Origin of the sequence: Pseudomonas sp. TJI-51 (genome assembly GCF_000190455.2) — a bacterium.
GTDB classification, from domain to species: domain Bacteria; phylum Pseudomonadota; class Gammaproteobacteria; order Pseudomonadales; family Pseudomonadaceae; genus Aquipseudomonas; species Aquipseudomonas juntendi.
On the sequence record NZ_AEWE02000126.1, the window covers coordinates 1 to 16,897 of the forward strand.

A 16,897-nucleotide genomic window follows, 5' to 3' on the forward strand; every position below is an offset into this window, starting at 1 on the left:
GAGCTGGCTTGCCGGCGATCAGGCCTGAAGCCTTATTCGCCGATAGCGGCCTTGTAACCAGCAGCATCCAGCAGCTTGTCCAGCTCGGCCTTGTCGCTTGGCTTGAGCTTGAAGATCCACGCCCCGTAAGGCTCTTCGTTGAGCTGCTCCGGGCTGTCAGCCAGCTCTTCGTTCACCGCGATCACTTCGCCACCCACCGGGGCATAGATGTCCGAAGCGGCCTTGACCGACTCGACCACACCGGCAGCGTCGCCCGCGGCGAACACCTTGCCGACTTCGGCAAGCTCGACGAACACCACGTCACCCAAGGCCTCCTGGGCGTGGTCGCTGATGCCCACGGTGACGCTGCCGTCAGCTTCCAGGCGGGCCCACTCGTGGCTTTCGGCGAAACGCAGTTCGGCGGGGATATTGCTCATGTCTTGAATTCCTCGATTGGCTCAGCGGTACGCCCGCCGGTAAATAATGGTTCAGATCAGGATCTTGCCGTGGCGCACGAAGGTCGGTTTGACCACCCGCACCGGGTACCACTTGCCGCGAATTTCCACCTCGGCCCGGTCACCAGTGGCCATGGGCACGCGCGCCAAGGCAATGGACTTGCTCAGCGTAGGCGAGAAACTACCACTGGTGATCTCCCCTTCGCCAATACCGGCGACACGCACGACCTGATGGGCGCGCAGCACGCCGCGCTCTTCCAGTACCAGGCCGACCAGTTTTTCCTGCACACCGTGCTCGATTTCCGCCAACAGGGCAGCGCGGCCAATGAAGTCACGCTCGGCAGGCTCCCAGGCAATGCTCCAGCCCAGGTTGGAGGTAAGCGGGGTGTGCTGCTCGTCAATGTCCTGGCCGTACAGGTTCATGCCGGCTTCCAGGCGCAGGGTGTCGCGGGCGCCAAGGCCGCTGGGGGCGATGCCAGCACCCACCAGGTCGTTGAAGAAGCCCACGGCCTGGTCGCCAGGGAAGATGATCTCGAGGCCGTCTTCACCGGTATAACCGGTGCGGGCAATGAACCAGTCGCCTTCGGCAAAGCCCTCGAATGGGCGCAGTTCGCGGATCAGCGCGGCACGCGCGGCGCTAAGCAGGGGCGCAACCTTTTCTCGGGCACGCGGGCCCTGGATGGCAAGGATGGCCAGGTCGGGGCGGACCTTGAAGTCCACGGCAAAACCGTCACGCTGCTGCTGCAGCCAGCCGAGCACCTTGGCGCGGGTAGCGGCGTTGGTGACCAGGCGATAGCCATGTTCCGTACGGTATACGATCAGGTCGTCGATCACTCCGCCCTGCGCCTGCAGCAGCGGGCTGTATAGCGCTTTGCCAGTGTCGACGAGGCGGGCCACATCGTTGGCCAGCAGGCGCTGCAGCCAGGCGGTGGCATCGCTACCATCGACATCGATCACAGTCATGTGGGAGACATCGAACACCCCGCAATCGCTGCGCACCTGATGGTGCTCCTCGACCTGCGAGCCATAGTGCAGGGGCATGTCCCAGCCACCGAAATCGACCGTTTTGGCGCCTAGCGCCAGGTGCAGGTCGTACAAAAGCGTGCGCTGTCCCATGGGTTTCTCCTTCCGGGCGTGGCGAAGCGGCGGCGGTCGATGACGTTGCGCGTCAGCTCTTGTTGTTTGACACCCGCCGCGCGAATGCCGCGCATTGTAGCCGCAAGCCCGCGCGCTGGCACCCTCAGTGACCGTGGCCGGGTCGACGGGCCGAACGGCGGATCAGGCCGATGACCGGCAACAGGCCCACCAGCACCAGCGTCAGGGCGGGCAACGACGCTCGCGCCCATTCGCCTTCACTGGTCATCTCGAAAACCCGCACAGCAAGCGTGTCCCAGCCGAACGGCCGCATCAGCAAGGTGGCCGGCATTTCCTTGAGTACGTCGACAAACACCAACAAGGCGGCGCTGAGGGCGCCAGGCAGCAACAGCGGCAGGTAGACCTTGAGGAACAACCTGGCACCGCCGACACCCAGGCTGCGTGAAGCCTCGGGCAAAGAAGGCCGAATGCGCTCCAGGCTGCTTTCCAGTGGCCCGTAAGCTACGGCGATAAAGCGCACCAGGTAAGCCAGCAGCAAGGCCGACAGGCTGCCCAGCAGCAACGGTTTGCCGGCCCCGCCCAACCAGCCGGACAACGGGATGACCAGCTGGTTGTCCAGGTAACTGAAGGCCAGCATGATCGACACCGCCAACACCGAACCGGGCAAGGCATAGCCCAGGTTGGCCAGGCCGACCCCGGCGCGTATGCCGGCGCTCGGCGCCTGGCGTCGGGCGAAGGCCAGCAGCAATGCTGCGCTCACGGTGAGCAGCGCGGCCATGGCGCCCAGGTACAAGGTGTGCGACACCAGGCCGACATAGCGCTCGTCCAGGTCATGCCGCCCGCGCTGCCAGAACCACACCAGCAGTTGCAGCAGCGGGATGACGAAGGCGCAGGCGAACACCAGCAGGCACCAGCCGCTGGCCAGCAACGCCTTCAGCCCGCGCAAGCGGTACAGCGCCTGCCCGCGTGGCCGCTCGTTGCCACTGCGGCTGGCGCCGCGGGCACGGCGCTCGCCGTACAGCACCAGCATCACCGCCAGCAGCAAAAGGCTGGCCAGCTGGGCTGCGCTGGACAGGCTGAAAAACCCGTACCAGGTCTTGTAGATGGCTGTGGTGAAGGTGTCGAAATTGAACACCGCCACCGCGCCGAAATCGGCCAGGGTTTCCATCAGCGCCAGGGCGACACCGGCGCCGATCGCCGGCCGCGCCATGGGCAGCGCCACCCGCCAGAAGGCCTGCAAGGGTGATAACCCAAGCACCCGCGCGGCCTCCATCAAGCCTTTGCCCTGTGCCAGGAACGCCGTGCGCGCCAGCAGGTAGACATAGGGGTAGAACACCAGCACCAGCACGATGATGACCCCGCCGGTAGAGCGCACCCGGGGCAGGCGCATGGGGCCGAATACCTCGCGCAGTGCGGTCTGCACCGGGCCCGCGAAGTCTAGCAGGCCGACGAACACGAAAGCCAGCACATAGGCGGGTATGGCGAACGGCAACATCAGCGCCCAGTCCAGCCAGCGCCGGCCGGGGAACTCACAGAGGCTGGTGAGCCAGGCCAGGCTGACGCCCAGCACGGTGACGCCGATGCCCACCCCCAGAACCAGCGTCAGGGTGTTACCCAGCAGGCGGCTCATCTGGGTGTCGAGCAGGTGCGACCAGATCTGCACGTCTATGGATTGCCACGACAGCAGCAGCACGCTGAGGGGCAGGAGCACCAGGGCAGCGATCAGCGATACCGGCAAGTACCAGCGGCGTTGGGGGGTGTGGGACAAGGTGAATGTCTCTATGGCTGGTTTGCGACCGCTTTGCGGTCGTTCGCGGGCTCGCCCGCTCCCACAGGGACTGCCCAAATCTCAAGGGCAGTGCAGATCCTGTGGGAGCGGGCGAGCCCGCGAAGAGGCCCTTTCAGGCCCCGAGAGGATAAAGCCCGGCGCTTAATTCCAGCCAGCCCGATCCATCAGGCGGATGGCTTCAGCCTGGCGTTTGCCGGCAATTTCCACCGGAATGCTGTCTGCCTTGAAGCTGCCCCACGCTGCCACTTCTTCCGATGGCCTGACCTTCGGGTTGGCCGGGAATTCCTGGTTGATGTCGGCGAACAGTTTCTGCGCTTCTTCACCCGTCATCCACTCCACCAGCTTGGTCGCCGCCTCGGGGTGCGGTGCATGTTTGGTCAGGCCAATGCCCGACAGGTTCACGTGCACGCCACGGTCGCCCTGGTTGGGCCAGAAGAGCTTCACCGGCAACTGCGGGTTCTGCTTGTGCAGGCGGCCGTAGTAGTAGGTGTTGACGATGCCCACGTCGCACTGGCCGGCCTCGATGGCCTGGATCACCGCGTTGTCGTCGGAGAACACATCGGTGGACAGGTTGTTGACCCAGCCTTTGACGATTTGCTCGGTCTTCGCCTCGCCATGGGTTTCGATCAGGGTGGCGGTCAGCGACTGGTTGTAGACCTTTTTCGCCGTGCGCAGGCACAGGCGGCCTTCCCATTGCTTGTCGGCCAGGGCCTCGTAGGTGCTCAACTCTGCCGGTTTGACCCGCTCGCTGGAGTAGACGATGGTGCGCGCGCGCAAGCTGAGGCCGGTCCAGTCATGGGACGAGGCGCGGTACTGCGGCGGAATGTTCTGGTCGATGGTGGCGGACTTGATCGGCTGCAGGATGCCCATTTGCTCGGCCTGCCACAGGTTGCCGGCATCGACGGTCAGCAGCAGGTCGGCCACGCCATTGTCGCCCTCGGCCTTGATGCGCTGCATCAGCGGCGCTTCCTTGTCGGTGATGAACTTGATCTTGACGCCGGTTTTGGCGGTATAGGCATCGAACACCGGCTTGATCAGCTCATCGATGCGCGAGGAGTACACCACCACTTCTTCCGCTGCCTGGGCGGTGCCGCCGAACAAAGTCAGGGCCAGGGCGGCCAGTAGGGGCTTGCGTGGCAACATGGAAAGCGCTCCTCGGAAGGTATGAGAGGCGCAAATGGTAGTGAATCCCATTTTCTTGCTCATCCTTTGAGCCGTTACCGGATGTTGCAGAGGGGCCGCAAAGCGGCCCCGGCCATCTCAAGCCCTGGCCAATTCCGGCAAATCCCCGGACAGCCCCAACGCCTGGCGCACGAACATCGCCTTGGCTTCGGGCATCTGCTGCACCAGCTTCAGCCCACTGTTGCGCAACCAGCGCAACGGCAGCGGGTTGGCCTGGAACAACCGCTCGAACCCTTCCATCGCCGCCATCAGCGCCAGGTTATGCGGCATGCGCCGGCGCTCGTAACGGCTCAGTACCTTCACATCCGCCAGCCGTTCGCCACGCTCGCAGGCCTTGCCCAGTACGTCGGCCAGCACCACCGCATCCAGAAACCCCAGGTTGACGCCCTGCCCGGCCAAGGGGTGGATGGTGTGGGCCGCATCACCCACCAACGCAAGGCCGTGCTCCACGTAGCGCTTGGCGTGACGCTGACGCAGCGGTACACACACACGTGGGTCGGCCTGCAACACGCTCCCCAGGCGCCCCTCGAAGGCCCGCTCCAGGGCCTGCACGAAGGCAGCGTCATCCAGCGCCATCAACCGCTCGGCCTGCTCCGGCGTGGTCGACCAGACGATCGAGCACCAGTCTTGCTGGCCACCTCGGGTCAACGGCAGGAAGGCCAGCGGCCCCTCATCGGTGAAGCGCTGCCAGGCTGTGGCCTGGTGCCCGGCGCTGCAACGCACGCTGGTCACGATGGCGTGGTGCAGGTAATCCCATTCGCGGGTGTCGCAACCGGCCAGCCGCCGCACGGCCGAATGGGCGCCATCGGCCGCGACCACCAGCGGCGCGCGCAGGCGCCGGCCATCGGCAAGAGTCAACAGCCAGTCATCGCCAGAGCGGCGCAGTTGTTCCAGCCGCGCGTTGGCCAGCAGGCCGACATCGCTGTCGTGCAGGCGCTCCAGCAGGCTGTCCTGCACCACGCGGTTCTCGACGATATGGCCGAGCACCTGGGCGTGCACGCTGGCTGCCGAAAAGTGGATCTGCCCGGTGCCGCTGCCGTCCCACACATGCATGTCGGAATACGGCGTGGCACGCCGCTGGGCAATGCCCTCCCAGGCCCCGAGGCGTTCGAGAATGCGCTGGCTGGCGGCCGACAATGCGCTGACACGCGGTTCGAACGGCGCCAGGGCATCGAACGGCTTGACCGTCAGCGGGCCGCCGTCGAGCAAGAGGATTTGCAAGCCACTGTGGCGTAACGCCAGGGCCAGGGCGCTGCCGACCATACCGGCACCGACAATCAACAGATCTGCGCGCATTTCCATGCCTACGCCAGCCTCGCTTGCGGCTTGAGCCGCACATATAGGGTTTTATCGACCCGCGCCACCAGTTCGCCGGCGCCATCGCGGATATCGACCTGCACACGCGGCAGGCACTTCTTGCCGGTAGCGGTCTGCTGGCGAATGTCGTCCAGCAGCGCGTCATCGACGTGGAATTCGGCAAACACCGGGCCTTTGCCCGGCGCGATGAAATCGATGCTGGCGGCCTTGTCCCAGACAATGTAGTCGCGCCCCAGCTGCTCGATCAGTAACAGCATGTAGAACGGGTCGACCATGGCATACAGGCTGCCGCCAAACTGGGTACCGACGTAATTGCGGTTCCAGCGCGTCAGCTTCATCGCCACCTTCACGCTGCGCAGGTCCGGGCTGATGTGCTGCACGCGGATACCTGCCCCCAGGTAAGGCGGGTAAAGGTTCAACAGCCAGCGCAGCATGCGCGCCCGGCGCGCGCGTTTACGTGGGTTGCTCATGCCTGGCCCTGCCGGTCGGGGCGGGTGCCCAGGCCCATCGCCTGGCGAGCGAACCAGCTTTTGGCCGGTGGCAGCAGGTCGAGCCCGAGCAGGCCCAGGTTGCGCCCGGCGGCCAGCAACGGCTGCTGGCTGCCGAACAGGCGGGTGACCTGGTCGGAGAAGCCGATGGTCATGGCCTGGTCCAGGCGCTGGCGCTGGTGATAGGCCTGCAGCGTGGCCAGGTCGCCCGGGCGCTGCGGGCCGGCAAGCAGCGCCTCGGCCAACGCCTGCACGTCACGCAACGACAAGTTGAACCCCTGCCCGGCAATCGGGTGCAAGCTGTGCGCAGCGTTGCCCAGCACCACCAACTGTGGCCGCACCTGCTCCTGGGCTTCGATCAACGACAGCGGGTACAGATGCCGTGCACCCACCTGGCGCAGCGCGCCCAGCCGGTAGCCGAACACCCCCTGCAACTCGCGCAGGAAACTGCGCTCGTCGATCGCGGCCAGGCGTTTTGCGTCCATGCCCTGGCGGGTCCATACCAGCGCGCAGCGGTTATCCGGCAATGGCAGCAGGGCCATGGGGCCGTCTTCGGTGAAGCGCTCGAAGGCCTGGCCGCCATGGGCCTCGCCAGGGCTGATGTTGGCGATCAGGGCGCTTTGCTGGTAGGGCGTATGGCGTACCTGGATGCCCAGTTGCTCGCGCAAACCAGAACGGCCGCCGTCGGCCAGCACTGCCAGGTCGCATTGCAGCTGGGTGTCGTCGTTCAAGCGCAGCTGGTAGCCACCGTCGAACGCCTGCAGCGCGGCCACTTCTGCCGGGCAGCGCCAGCTGACCACCTCGCGGTCCAGGCCTTGCCACAGGCACTGGCCCAGCCAGGCGTTCTCCACCACGTAACCCAGCGCCGGCACGCCTTCTTCCTGGGCGTCCAGGCGGGTGGCGCCAAAGCGGCCACGGTCGGAAACGTGAATCTGCCGGATCGGCTCGGCGCGCTGGCCAATGGCCTGCCACAGGCCCAGTTGCTGGTAGATCTGCTGGGTGCCGAAGGACAAGGCCGAAGAGCGGGCATCGTAGCTGGGCTGGTAACTGTCGCCAGGGGCGAACGGCTCGATCAGCAGGATCTTCCAGCCTCTGGCCTTGGCCCCGGCCTGCAAGGCCAACGCCAGGCTGGCACCCACCAGGCCGCCACCAATGATTGCCAGGTTTACCCGGTTCATGCGGCGTCCTTGCGTGCAGCCTGCATCAGCGCCTCGATCTCGGCGACCGTGCGTGGCACGCCCGAAGTGAGGATTTCACAACCTTGCCTGGTCACCACCACGTCGTCCTCGATCCTTACGCCAATGCCGCGCCACTTCTTGGCCACGGCCTGATTGTCGGCACCAATGTAGATACCCGGTTCGACGGTCAGCGCCATACCCGGTTCCAGCACCCGCCATTCACCCCCCACCTTGTACTCGCCCACATCGTGCACATCCATGCCCAGCCAGTGGCCGGCGCGGTGCATGTAGAAGGCGCGGTAGGCTTCGCTGTCGATCAGCGCCTGCACATCGCCTTCCAGCAGGCCCAGTTCCACCAGCCCGGTGGTGATGACCCGCACGGTCGCCTCATGGGCATGGTTCCAGTGCTTGCCGGGGGCGATTTCGGCGAACGCGGCCGCCTGCGCCTTGAGCACCAGCTCGTAGATAGCCTTCTGCTCGGGTGAAAAGCGCCCGCTGACCGGGAAGGTGCGGGTGATGTCACTGGCGTAGCAGTCGATTTCGCAGCCGGCGTCGATCAGCACCAGGTCGCCCTCCCTGAGCGGTGCGTCATTCTGCTGGTAGTGCAGGATGCAGCCATTGCGCCCAGCGGCAACGATGGAACCGTAGGCCGGCATCTTCGCCCCGCCCTTGCGGAACTCGTAGTCCAGCTCGGCTTCCAGGCTGTATTCGTACAACCCGGCCCGGCAGGCCTGCATGGCCCGCACATGGGCACGCGCAGAAATGTCTGCAGCCGCGCGCATGACCTTCACTTCCGCTGCCGATTTATACAGGCGCATGTCATGCAGCAGATGATCCAGCGCAACGAACTCGTTCGGTGGCTGGGCACCCAGCCGGGCCTTGGAGCGGATCACGTTGATCCAGTCCATCAACCGGCGGTCGAATTCAGGGTTGCTGCCCATGGCGCTGTACACCCGCTCGCGGCCTTCGATCAGGCCAGGCAGGATTTCGTCGATGTCTGCGATGGGGAATGCATCGTCGGCGCCATAATCACTCACCGCGCCTTCCTGGCCGGCGCGCAGGCCATCCCACAGCTCCCGCTCGGGGTTGCGCTCACGGCAGAACAACACGTACTCACCGTGCTCACGCCCGGGGATCAGGGCAATGACCGCCTCTGGCTCGGGGAAGCCGCTGAGGTACTGGAAGTCGCTGTCCTGGCGGTACACGTGCTCGACGTCGCGGTTGCGGATGGCAACCGCGGCGGCGGGCAGGATGGCGATGCTGTTGGGGACCATCTGCGCCATCAGCGCCTTGCGCCGCCGGGCATACTCGGCCTTGGGAATGTGGCTCATGGGCAGACTACCCCTGGTTGATCAGTGCAGCGATGGCTTGGGCGCGGGTGCGGAAGGCTTGGCCAGCTCGGAGAACAGCAGCAGCGGCGCAACGCGCAGGTACTCCATGACTTCCATGTAGTCGCTCTCGCCGTCTTCGGATTCTTCGAGGGCTTCCTGCACCTGGGAAATGGCCACCAGGTCCTGCAGCACTTCCTTGGCCTCGTCGGACAAGTCCTTGCCGCCGGCGTTCAGGCCAAAGCCGGTGATGAAGCCCTGGCACCACTGCCCCAGCGCGGTGGCGCGGTCGGTCAGCGCGGCATCGTCGGAAGGCAGCAGCAGAACGATGGCCATGTCGTCGCTGGTGAGCTCGCCCTTGACCATTTCCTGCAGGCCAACCAGGGCGTTGCGCACGGTGTCACCGGGCTCGGTTTCCAGCAGTTGCGCCGCGTCGGCCAGCCAGCCGTCGGCATCGAAGCCGGCACCGGCGCAGCTGCGGCCAATCAGCAGGCCGTGCAGTTCGGCCGGGGTGACAGGGTGGCCATTGCTGGACAGCAGCATGGCGAAAGCGATGTAGGGCGATTGGGTATTGGGCATGGGCAGCTAGGCGCCAGACGGCGCAAATGACTAGAATGAGGCCTTGTATCCTAGCACCGGCAGGCGCGCCAAGACCATCGGCACTGGCCGTCGCCACCCAGGGAGAGGCATCATCGCCAGGTGACCGAACGACGGAGCGAATCGAGTGCAACCCACGCAAGAGAACGACCTGCAGGCACTGATGAGCCGTTTCGAGCTGCTGATCGAACGTGTCGAGCAACTAAAACGGCAAAATGCACTCCTAGTAGCTCAGGAAAAGTCCTGGCGCGAAGAGCGCGCCCACCTCATCGAAAAAAACGAGATAGCCAAGCGCAAGGTCGAGTCGATGATTTTACGCCTCAAGGCTCTGGAGCAAGACTCATGAGTTCAAGCAATAGCGTCACCGTGCAGATCCTCGACAAGGACTACTCGATCATCTGCCCGCCGGAAGAGCGCAACAACCTGGTCAGCGCAGCCCGCTACCTGGACAGCAAGATGCGCGAGATCCGCAGCAGCGGCAAGGTGATCGGCGCCGACCGCATTGCCGTCATGGCCGCGTTGAACATCACCCACGAGATGCTGCACCGCCAGGAAGACCGCAGCGCGGCGCCCGTCAGCGGCACCAACCGCGAACAGGTGCGCGACCTGCTGGATCGGGTAGACAAGGCTTTGTCCGACGACACGGATACCAAAATCGGCTGAGATTGGTATACTGGCGCCACTCCCTGGGGGATGCGCCAGTCGGTTATGTCCCTGAGCCGATACGCACAACCACGGGGGTTGCACGCTGGGGCCGGTGTGCATGTCCGCCCGACGGAAAGCCTTAACGCCCCCTGCAATCTCCACCTTGAACTTTCGGGTTCAAGGGCTACACCGATAGCGGTCTTATCGGGGAGCCTGAATTCCTTGCCCGCCCCCTGTGGCGGGCAATTCGTTTGTGCCGCGTCTGGCGGCCAGCACCCCTGGGATCGCCTGTGCCATGACCGACACCGCGCCGCTTACCCGCCCTCAGCTTCGCCGTTTGCTGCGCAATGCCCGTCGCGCCCTCACCCCCGCCCAGCAACGCCAGGCGGCCCGTGGGCTGTACCGGCAACTGGCCCAGCACCCCCTGTTCCGCCGCGCCAGGCACATTGCCCTGTACCTGCCCAACGACGGCGAAATAGACCCGCGCCTGTTATTGCGTGAAGCCCAGCGCCGCGGCAAGCGCACCTACCTGCCGGTACTGCATGCCTGGCCGCGCACGCGCATGGTGTTCCAGCGTTTCGAGCCAGGGGAAAAACTGCGACCCAACCGTTTCCGTATCCCCGAACCGGTTATCGAGCGCAAACGCCAACGGCCCATCTGGGCACTGGACCTGATTCTGTTACCACTGGTGGGCTTTGATGAGGTGGGCGGCCGCCTGGGCATGGGTGGCGGCTTCTATGACCGCAGCCTGGCCTACCAGGGGCGCCGGCAAAGCTGGAAAAAACCGTTGCTGCTGGGCTTGGCACATGAGTGCCAGAAGGTCGAGCGGCTGGCGCAGGCCAGTTGGGACGTACCGTTGCAGGGCACGGTCTCGGACCGTGGCTGGTACCTGGCGCCGCGGTAATCGGCGCCAGCAGGGGACATCAACGTTGTGGCTGGCTGGCGTCTGCCGACGTTTGGTAGGCGTTGTCCAGCTTGCGCTCCCATAGCCCTTGCGCATAACCGGTAGTGACCACACCCAGGCCAAAAATAAACACCAGGACCCACAGCAGATCCGGTTTTTTACGTTGATACATGGAAGATTGCCCCCCAAGGCAAACTGTTCAGGCTCGGCGGCTTTCTGAGTACCGCCGGAGCATCGCGCATTAAACGGGGCGCATTTTCCGACAACCTGCGTCTGCAAGCAAACCTTGACGCCAACCGGCTGTCGGTTTCGTGCAACAGGTTATTACAAACCTTTTCAGGAGCAACACGCATGGCCTACTGGCTGATGAAATCCGAGCCCGACGAACTCTCCATCGAAGCGCTGGGGCGCCTGGGCGAAGCGCGCTGGGACGGCGTGCGCAATTACCAGGCGCGTAATTTCCTGCGGGCCATGAGCGAGGGTGACAGGTTCTTTTTCTACCATTCCAGCTGCCCGCAGCCTGGCATCGCCGGTATTGGCGAAATCATTCGTGCGGCTTACCCCGACCCGACTGCCCTGGACCCACAAAGCCCATACCATGATGCCAAGGCCACAGCCGAGAAGAACCCGTGGAGCGCAGTGGATGTGGCGCATGTGCAAACCCTGCCACGGGTACTGGAGCTGGGCCAGCTGAAGCAGCAGGCCGGCCTGGCCGAACTGCCGCTGGTGCAGAAGGGCAGCCGCCTGTCGGTCATGCCGGTAACCGCCGAGCAATGGGCGGTGATTGTCGCGTTGCGCTGAAACCGCGCGCCAGCGGCGCCGTTTACTGCACGATCAGGTTGTTGAACAGCAGGTCCTCAACGATCGGCTTGCCCTCTTCGGCTTCCATTACCTGCTGCACCTGTTTCAGTGCCTCCTGGCGCAGGTGCTCCTTGGCCTCGACATTGCTCATGCTGTCGACAGTCTGTTGGGTGAACAGCGCCACCAGCTGGTTACGGATCAGCGGTTCGTGGTGCTGAACGGCCTTGGCGGCTTCATCACCGGTCACACGCAGGGCCACATCGGCCTTGTACACCCGCAGGCGGGGGCCGCCATCCAGGGCATAGTTGCCGACAAAAGGCGGGCTCAGGGTGATGTAGGCAACCTTGGGGGCACCCTCCTTGGCTTCTTCGGCCATGGCCGCAGTTGGCAGCAACAGCGCCAGTACCATCAAGATCCACGCTTTCACGAATTCGCTCCTCATTCCAATTGGCGCCAGCTTACCCAGCGCTGCGCGCAAACCCAAGCCCAGGCTCACGCCGCCGCTTATGCCTGCCCATCAGGGCGGGCCATGCTCGTTGACCCGGTACACCGCCCTCCTACACTTATCGGCCACGACCCGCAAAGGAATAGCCCCAATGAAAGCTGTGTTGTGCAAAACCCTTGGCCCGGCGGGCAACCTGGTGCTGGAAGAAGTCGCCAGCCCACTGCCGAAGAACAACGAAATCCTGCTGGACGTGCAGGCTGCCGGGGTCAACTTTCCTGACACGCTGATCATCGAAGGCAAGTACCAGTTTCAGCCACCGCTGCCGTTCTCCCCCGGTGGTGAGGCGGCCGGTGTGGTAGCCGCGGTCGGGGAAAAGGCCGGCGCCTTCAAGGTCGGTGACCGGGTCATGGCGCTGACCGGCTGGGGGGCGTTTGCCGAGCAGGTGGCAGTGCCGTTCTACAACGTGCTGCCGATCCCGGCGAGCATGGACTTCACCACGGCAGCGGCGTTTGGCATGACCTATGGCACCTCGATGCATGCCCTGCGCCAGCGCGGCCAGTTGCAAGCGGGTGAGACCTTGCTGGTGCTGGGCGCGTCCGGTGGCGTCGGCCTGGCAGCGGTGGAGATCGGCAAGGCCATGGGGGCACGGGTAATCGCGGCCGCCAGCAGTGCCGACAAACTGGCGGTGGCCAAGGCAGCCGGGGCAGATGAACTGATCGACTACAGCCAGGCCAGCCTGCGCGAGGAAATCAAGCGCCTGACCAACGGCCAGGGGGTCGACGTGATCTATGACCCGGTCGGTGGCGAGCTGTTCGAGCAGGCGGTACGCGGGCTGGCCTGGAATGGCCGGTTGCTGGTGGTGGGGTTCGCCAGTGGCACCATTCCACAGCTGGCAGCCAACCTGGTGCTGCTCAAGGGCGCGGCGGTGCTTGGGGTGTTCTGGGGTGCGTTTGCCCAGCGCCAGCCGCAGGACAATGCGGCCAACTTCCAGCAGCTGTTTGCCTGGCATGCCCAAGGCAAGTTGAAGCCGCTGGTGTCGCAGACTTATCCACTGGCCGAGGCCGGGGCTGCCATTGAGAAACTGGGGCAGCGGCAGGCTGTGGGTAAGTTGGTGGTGCTGGCAAGGTAAGGCTTTAGATCTTCATCTGCCGTTGCGGCCTTTTCGCGGGCGTGCCCGCGAATAGGCCGGCACAGGCTGATCAAACCTCGCGCGGGTTATGGCAACGGCGGAACCGCGCCTCCAGGTTGCGATCAGGCATCTGGTGGCTGCGCAGGGCCTGCAAGGTCTGTTCGACATAGTCGCGGGTGGTGCCGTAGCGCCCTTTGGCGCTGGCCAGGATATGGCTGAGCAAGGTATCCGGCAGATCGCCGGCATAGCAGGGTAAATGCCGCTCCAGCACAAAGCCCAGCGCCTGCACCTTGGTGCCATCGCCCAGCCGGCAGTTGAGCCAATGCGGCCGATAGGCCGGGTAAGGCATCTCGCGTTGCCACAGGGCCATGAGCGAGTCGTCCAGGTTGCTTTCATCCAGCCGGTAGGCAAAGCCACTGCAGGACCCGCCACGGTCCAGGCCGAATACCAGCCCGGGGGTTTCCGGGGTACCGCGATGCTCATGCGACCACAAGTAGAGCCCCCGGTGATAACCATGTACGCGTGCGCGCTGGCGCTCCACCGAATTGCACTCGGGGCGCCAGATCAACGAGCCATAGGCAAACAGCCACACCGGCCCACCCGGGTGCCGAGACATGGTGGTCTTCATGGAGTTGAACAACTGTTCGTGCGTATGTTGCTGACCAAAGTCGAGTGTCGGTGGATATGAAACTTTCCACGACATGCTTTCAAGTGCCGACATAAGCTGCCGCCAGGATTCCTGTGAACTACGGATGTAGCGAAATTCGATGAGGTTAAGCGCCAAGGCCTCTATACCAAGGCGCTTGCACTAACCATAGGCCAGAACCGCAGGAATACTCAAGCCTTCGTGGCCAGGTTTCATACGCGTAGCCGACGACTGGGAATGATTGTTTCAACAACAGGGAAAGTTATTAATCAAGGCGGTAACAATTACCGCCTTATAACCTGACTTGCCAACTTGGGTTATTAGCCACGTGGGGCATAGGCAAATACATCGGCACGCATGCGGTGCGCATCCATGCCGGCTTCGACCAAGGCGTCGAGTGTGGCGTAGATCATGTTTGGCGAGCCACTGGCATACACATGCACAGTATTGAGGTCGGCAATGTCCTCGCAAACGGCTTCATGCAACATACCGCACCGCCCTTCCCAGCCGCACAGATCGCTGACCACCTGGTGCAGGTACAGGTTGGGCAGGCGCTGCCATTCGTCCCAGTGCTCGATCTGGTAAAAATCTTCAGGCCGACGCACCCCCCAGTACAGGTGCACCGGGTACTGGAAACCCTTGGCGCGGCAATGCTCGACCAGGCTGTGCATCTGGCCCATGCCGGTGCCGGCGGCAATCAATACCAACGGGCCCTCGGGCAACTCGGCCAGGTGGGTGTCGCCAAACGGCATTTCGATACGCGCCAGGCCGTCGCGCCTGAGCTGCTCGATCAGTTGCTGGGCACTGGGCTCGCGCGCCAGTACGTGCAGCTCCAGTTCACGCCCGCCGTGCGGCGCGGACGCCAGCGAGAAGGCCGCCTGCTTGCCGCCCTCACGCTCGATCATCAGGTACTGCCCGGCGTGGTAACGCGGGGGTTTGCCCGCCGGTGCACGCAAGCGCACCCGCCACACGTCGCCACCGACGTCAACGCATTCACTCACGCTGCACGCCAGCTTGCGCACTGGCAGCTCGCCCAGGGCGAGCACACCGTCCCAGAGCAACACGCAGTCCTCCAGCGGTTCGGCAATGCAGGTGAACAACTCGCCATGGTCGCGGATTTCGCCGTCCTGACGGACCCGGCCCTCGACCAACAACGCGGCGCAGACATGGCAATTGCCATTGCGGCAGCTGTTCGGGCAGTCATAGCCCAGCCGCCGCGCTCCATCCAGGATCCGTTCCCCGGGTTCGAGCGCCAGCACCGCCCCGGACGGCTGCAACGTTACCTGCATCAATCTATTCCCAACTGATCCCACAGCTCATCGATACGCCGGGTGACGGCTTCGTCCTTGACGATGACCCGCCCCCATTCGCGTGTAGTCTCGCCTGGCCACTTGTGCGTGGCATCCAGGCCCATCTTCGACCCCAACCCCGACACCGGCGACGCGAAGTCGAGGTAGTCGATCGGGGTGTTGTCGATCATCACCGTATCACGCTTGGGGTCCATGCGTGTGGTGATTGCCCAGATCACATCGTTCCAGTCCCGGGCGTTGATATCGTCATCGGTGACAATAACGAACTTGGTGTACATGAACTGTCGCAGGAACGACCATACACCCAACATCACGCGCTTGGCATGGCCGGGGTACTGCTTCTTCATGGTCACCACCGCCATGCGGTACGAGCAACCTTCCGGCGGCAGGTAGAAGTCGGTGATCTCAGGGAACTGCTTTTGCAGGATCGGCACGAACACTTCGTTCAGCGCGACACCGAGAATGGCCGGCTCATCAGGCGGGCGACCGGTGTAGGTGCTGTGGTAGATCGGCTTGAGCCGGTGGGTGATGCGCTCGACGGTGAACACCGGGAAGCTGTCCACTTCGTTGTAGTAGCCGGTATGGTCACCATACGGGCCCTCGGGGGCCATTTCGCCAGGGTGAATCACGCCTTCCAGGATGATTTCGGCGGTGGCCGGCACCTGCAGGTTGCTGCCACGGCACTTCACCAGTTCCGTGCGGTTGCCGCGCAGCAGGCCGGCAAAGGCATATTCGGAGAGGGTGTCCGGTACCGGCGTCACGGCGCCCAGAATGGTTGCCGGGTCTGCGCCCAAGGCGACCGCAACCGGGAACGGCTGGCCCGGGTTCTTCTCGCACCATTCGCGGTAGTCGAGCGCACCGCCCCGGTGGCTGAGCCAACGCATGATGACCTTGTTGCGGCCGATCACCTGCTGCCGGTAGATACCCAGGTTCTGGCGGTCCTTGTTCGGCCCGCGGGTCACGGTAAGGCCCCAGGTGATCAGCGGCGCCACGTCGCCAGGCCAGCAGTGCTGGATAGGCAGCGCGCCAAGGTCGACGTCGTCACCCTCGACCAGCACTTCCTGGCAGACCGCGTCCTTGACCACTTTCGGCGCCATCGACACGACTTTCTTGAAGATCGGCAGCTTCGACCAGGCGTCCTTCAGGCCCTTCGGCGGCTCGGGCTCCTTGAGAAACGCCAGCAATTTGCCGATTTCCCGCAGTTCATCGACCGACTCGGCGCCCATGCCCATGGCCACGCGCTCCGGGGTGCCAAACAGGTTGCCGAGCACCGGGATGTCGAAGCCTGTGGGGTTTTCGAACAATAACGCCGGGCCTTTGGCACGCAGGGTGCGGTCGCAGACCTCGGTCATTTCCAGGACGGGGGAGATCGGAACCTGGATGCGCTTGAGCTCGCCGCGCTGTTCCAGGCCACGGATGAAGTCGCGCAAGTCGCGATACTGCATGCGGGAGCCTCGTATTGGCCGTATCGGTCGGGGGTGCAGAGTGTAGCGCCGTTCGGGATCTGTTTGGGGGCAAAAATGCAGTGGGGCCGCTTCGCGCCCCTTCGCGGGCACGCCCGCTCCCACATGGATCACACTGAACCTGTGGCAGCGGGCGTGCCCGCGAA

The 16,897-nt window shown here is 64.2% G+C and carries 19 protein-coding genes and 1 other RNA gene; 6 read left to right on the forward strand and 14 right to left on the reverse strand.

Annotation, left to right across the window (positions count from 1 at the left end; translation table 11 throughout):
- Positions 1 to 32: 32 nt before the first annotated feature.
- The 9 genes from gcvH to G1E_RS23190 all read right to left on the reverse strand — a co-directional run bounded on the left by gcvH (position 33) and on the right by G1E_RS23190 (position 9,390).
- Entirely contained in the window at positions 33 to 416 is a 384-nt protein-coding gene (gcvH, locus tag G1E_RS23150; protein ID WP_009684130.1) for a glycine cleavage system protein GcvH, read from the reverse strand.
- Between the two features lie 51 nt (positions 417 to 467).
- Positions 468 to 1,550, reverse strand: coding sequence for a glycine cleavage system aminomethyltransferase GcvT (gene gcvT, locus G1E_RS23155; RefSeq protein WP_009684131.1), 1,083 nt, complete (start codon positions 1,548 to 1,550; stop codon positions 468 to 470).
- Between the two features lie 124 nt (positions 1,551 to 1,674).
- A complete protein-coding gene (locus tag G1E_RS23160) occupies positions 1,675 to 3,297 on the reverse strand; it encodes an iron ABC transporter permease (protein ID WP_047150144.1) in 1,623 nt (540 codons plus the stop codon).
- Between the two features lie 162 nt (positions 3,298 to 3,459).
- The gene (locus G1E_RS23165) at positions 3,460 to 4,461 is read right to left on the reverse strand and encodes an extracellular solute-binding protein (protein WP_047150145.1); all 1,002 of its coding nucleotides are present in this window, start codon (positions 4,459 to 4,461) and stop codon (positions 3,460 to 3,462) included.
- Positions 4,462 to 4,578: 117 nt separating this feature from the next.
- Complete coding sequence (locus tag G1E_RS23170; protein WP_177329618.1) at positions 4,579 to 5,796, reverse strand: 2-octaprenyl-3-methyl-6-methoxy-1,4-benzoquinol hydroxylase; 1,218 nt, start codon at positions 5,794 to 5,796, stop codon at positions 4,579 to 4,581.
- Between the two features lie 8 nt (positions 5,797 to 5,804).
- Positions 5,805 to 6,287 (reverse strand): DUF4442 domain-containing protein, encoded by a 483-nt coding sequence (locus G1E_RS23175; RefSeq protein WP_009684137.1) that lies wholly within the window; start codon positions 6,285 to 6,287, stop codon positions 5,805 to 5,807.
- Positions 6,284 to 7,483, reverse strand: a complete 1,200-nt coding sequence (gene ubiH / locus G1E_RS23180) for a 2-octaprenyl-6-methoxyphenyl hydroxylase (RefSeq protein WP_047150146.1) — start codon at positions 7,481 to 7,483, stop codon at positions 6,284 to 6,286. Before ubiH ends, G1E_RS23175 begins: the two co-directional genes overlap by 4 nt.
- Positions 7,480 to 8,814, reverse strand: coding sequence for a Xaa-Pro aminopeptidase (pepP, locus tag G1E_RS23185; RefSeq protein WP_009684140.1), 1,335 nt, complete (start codon positions 8,812 to 8,814; stop codon positions 7,480 to 7,482). Before pepP ends, ubiH begins: the two co-directional genes overlap by 4 nt.
- A gap of 21 nt (positions 8,815 to 8,835) precedes the next feature.
- Positions 8,836 to 9,390, reverse strand: coding sequence for a YecA family protein (locus G1E_RS23190; protein WP_009684141.1), 555 nt, complete (start codon positions 9,388 to 9,390; stop codon positions 8,836 to 8,838).
- Between the two features lie 181 nt (positions 9,391 to 9,571).
- On the opposite strand from G1E_RS23190, the gene G1E_RS23195 reads away from it, so the two are divergent.
- The 4 genes from G1E_RS23195 (at position 9,572) to G1E_RS23205 (ending at position 10,957) form a co-directional block, all read left to right on the forward strand.
- Positions 9,572 to 9,754 carry a TIGR02449 family protein gene (locus tag G1E_RS23195; protein ID WP_029886233.1) on the forward strand — a complete coding sequence of 61 codons (183 nt, stop codon included), beginning with the start codon at positions 9,572 to 9,574 and terminating at the stop codon, positions 9,752 to 9,754.
- On the forward strand, positions 9,751 to 10,071 hold the full coding sequence (locus G1E_RS23200) for a cell division protein ZapA (RefSeq protein WP_009684142.1): 321 nt from the start codon (positions 9,751 to 9,753) through the stop codon (positions 10,069 to 10,071). The genes G1E_RS23195 and G1E_RS23200 overlap by 4 nt, the downstream gene beginning before the upstream one ends.
- A gap of 17 nt (positions 10,072 to 10,088) precedes the next feature.
- Positions 10,089 to 10,268, forward strand: a non-coding RNA gene (ssrS, locus tag G1E_RS28005) — 6S RNA.
- 80 nt (positions 10,269 to 10,348) lie between these two features.
- The gene (locus G1E_RS23205; protein ID WP_009684143.1) at positions 10,349 to 10,957 is read left to right on the forward strand and encodes a 5-formyltetrahydrofolate cyclo-ligase; all 609 of its coding nucleotides are present in this window, start codon (positions 10,349 to 10,351) and stop codon (positions 10,955 to 10,957) included.
- Between the two features lie 19 nt (positions 10,958 to 10,976).
- On the opposite strand, the gene G1E_RS28810 is transcribed toward G1E_RS23205, so the two are convergent.
- The gene (locus G1E_RS28810) at positions 10,977 to 11,129 is read right to left on the reverse strand and encodes a hypothetical protein (protein ID WP_009684144.1); all 153 of its coding nucleotides are present in this window, start codon (positions 11,127 to 11,129) and stop codon (positions 10,977 to 10,979) included.
- 179 nt (positions 11,130 to 11,308) lie between these two features.
- On the opposite strand from G1E_RS28810, the gene G1E_RS23210 reads away from it, so the two are divergent.
- Positions 11,309 to 11,758, forward strand: coding sequence for an EVE domain-containing protein (locus G1E_RS23210; RefSeq protein WP_009684145.1), 450 nt, complete (start codon positions 11,309 to 11,311; stop codon positions 11,756 to 11,758).
- Positions 11,759 to 11,780: 22 nt separating this feature from the next.
- Here the strand turns inward: G1E_RS23210 and G1E_RS23215 are convergent, their stop codons facing one another.
- A complete protein-coding gene (locus G1E_RS23215) occupies positions 11,781 to 12,185 on the reverse strand; it encodes a flagellar basal body-associated protein FliL (RefSeq protein WP_009684146.1) in 405 nt (134 codons plus the stop codon).
- A 169-nt stretch (positions 12,186 to 12,354) separates the two neighbouring features.
- On the opposite strand from G1E_RS23215, the gene G1E_RS23220 reads away from it, so the two are divergent.
- Positions 12,355 to 13,332 (forward strand): NADPH:quinone oxidoreductase family protein, encoded by a 978-nt coding sequence (locus G1E_RS23220; protein WP_009684147.1) that lies wholly within the window; start codon positions 12,355 to 12,357, stop codon positions 13,330 to 13,332.
- A gap of 70 nt (positions 13,333 to 13,402) precedes the next feature.
- Here the strand turns inward: G1E_RS23220 and G1E_RS23225 are convergent, their stop codons facing one another.
- From G1E_RS23225 to ubiD, 3 genes are all read right to left on the reverse strand, one after another.
- Positions 13,403 to 14,053 carry a gamma-glutamylcyclotransferase gene (locus G1E_RS23225; protein ID WP_009684148.1) on the reverse strand — a complete coding sequence of 217 codons (651 nt, stop codon included), beginning with the start codon at positions 14,051 to 14,053 and terminating at the stop codon, positions 13,403 to 13,405.
- A 245-nt stretch (positions 14,054 to 14,298) separates the two neighbouring features.
- Positions 14,299 to 15,267 carry a CDP-6-deoxy-delta-3,4-glucoseen reductase gene (locus G1E_RS23230; RefSeq protein WP_009684149.1) on the reverse strand — a complete coding sequence of 323 codons (969 nt, stop codon included), beginning with the start codon at positions 15,265 to 15,267 and terminating at the stop codon, positions 14,299 to 14,301.
- Positions 15,267 to 16,733, reverse strand: a complete 1,467-nt coding sequence (gene ubiD / locus G1E_RS23235; protein WP_009684150.1) for a 4-hydroxy-3-polyprenylbenzoate decarboxylase — start codon at positions 16,731 to 16,733, stop codon at positions 15,267 to 15,269. Before ubiD ends, G1E_RS23230 begins: the two co-directional genes overlap by 1 nt.
- Between the last annotated feature and the right edge of the window lie 164 nt (positions 16,734 to 16,897).

Bases quoted from the DNA above. Each gene is read 5' to 3' on its own strand.
- gcvH (WP_009684130.1), bottom strand. From the start codon at position 416: ATGAGCAATATCCCCGCCGAACTGCGTTTCGCCGAAAGCCACGAGTGG.
- gcvT (WP_009684131.1), bottom strand. From the start codon at position 1,550: ATGGGACAGCGCACGCTTTTGTACGACCTGCACCTGGCGCTAGGCGCC.
- G1E_RS23165 (WP_047150145.1), bottom strand. From the start codon at position 4,461: ATGTTGCCACGCAAGCCCCTACTGGCCGCCCTGGCCCTGACTTTGTTC.
- G1E_RS23170 (WP_177329618.1), bottom strand. From the start codon at position 5,796: ATGCGCGCAGATCTGTTGATTGTCGGTGCCGGTATGGTCGGCAGCGCC.
- G1E_RS23175 (WP_009684137.1), bottom strand. From the start codon at position 6,287: ATGAGCAACCCACGTAAACGCGCGCGCCGGGCGCGCATGCTGCGCTGG.
- ubiH (WP_047150146.1), bottom strand. From the start codon at position 7,483: ATGAACCGGGTAAACCTGGCAATCATTGGTGGCGGCCTGGTGGGTGCC.
- pepP (WP_009684140.1), bottom strand. From the start codon at position 8,814: ATGAGCCACATTCCCAAGGCCGAGTATGCCCGGCGGCGCAAGGCGCTG.
- G1E_RS23190 (WP_009684141.1), bottom strand. From the start codon at position 9,390: ATGCCCAATACCCAATCGCCCTACATCGCTTTCGCCATGCTGCTGTCC.
- G1E_RS23195 (WP_029886233.1), top strand. From the start codon at position 9,572: ATGAGCCGTTTCGAGCTGCTGATCGAACGTGTCGAGCAACTAAAACGG.
- G1E_RS23200 (WP_009684142.1), top strand. From the start codon at position 9,751: ATGAGTTCAAGCAATAGCGTCACCGTGCAGATCCTCGACAAGGACTAC.
- G1E_RS23205 (WP_009684143.1), top strand. From the start codon at position 10,349: ATGACCGACACCGCGCCGCTTACCCGCCCTCAGCTTCGCCGTTTGCTG.
- G1E_RS28810 (WP_009684144.1), bottom strand. From the start codon at position 11,129: ATGTATCAACGTAAAAAACCGGATCTGCTGTGGGTCCTGGTGTTTATT.
- G1E_RS23210 (WP_009684145.1), top strand. From the start codon at position 11,309: ATGGCCTACTGGCTGATGAAATCCGAGCCCGACGAACTCTCCATCGAA.
- G1E_RS23220 (WP_009684147.1), top strand. From the start codon at position 12,355: ATGAAAGCTGTGTTGTGCAAAACCCTTGGCCCGGCGGGCAACCTGGTG.
- G1E_RS23225 (WP_009684148.1), bottom strand. From the start codon at position 14,053: ATGTCGGCACTTGAAAGCATGTCGTGGAAAGTTTCATATCCACCGACA.
- G1E_RS23230 (WP_009684149.1), bottom strand. From the start codon at position 15,267: ATGCAGGTAACGTTGCAGCCGTCCGGGGCGGTGCTGGCGCTCGAACCC.
- ubiD (WP_009684150.1), bottom strand. From the start codon at position 16,733: ATGCAGTATCGCGACTTGCGCGACTTCATCCGTGGCCTGGAACAGCGC.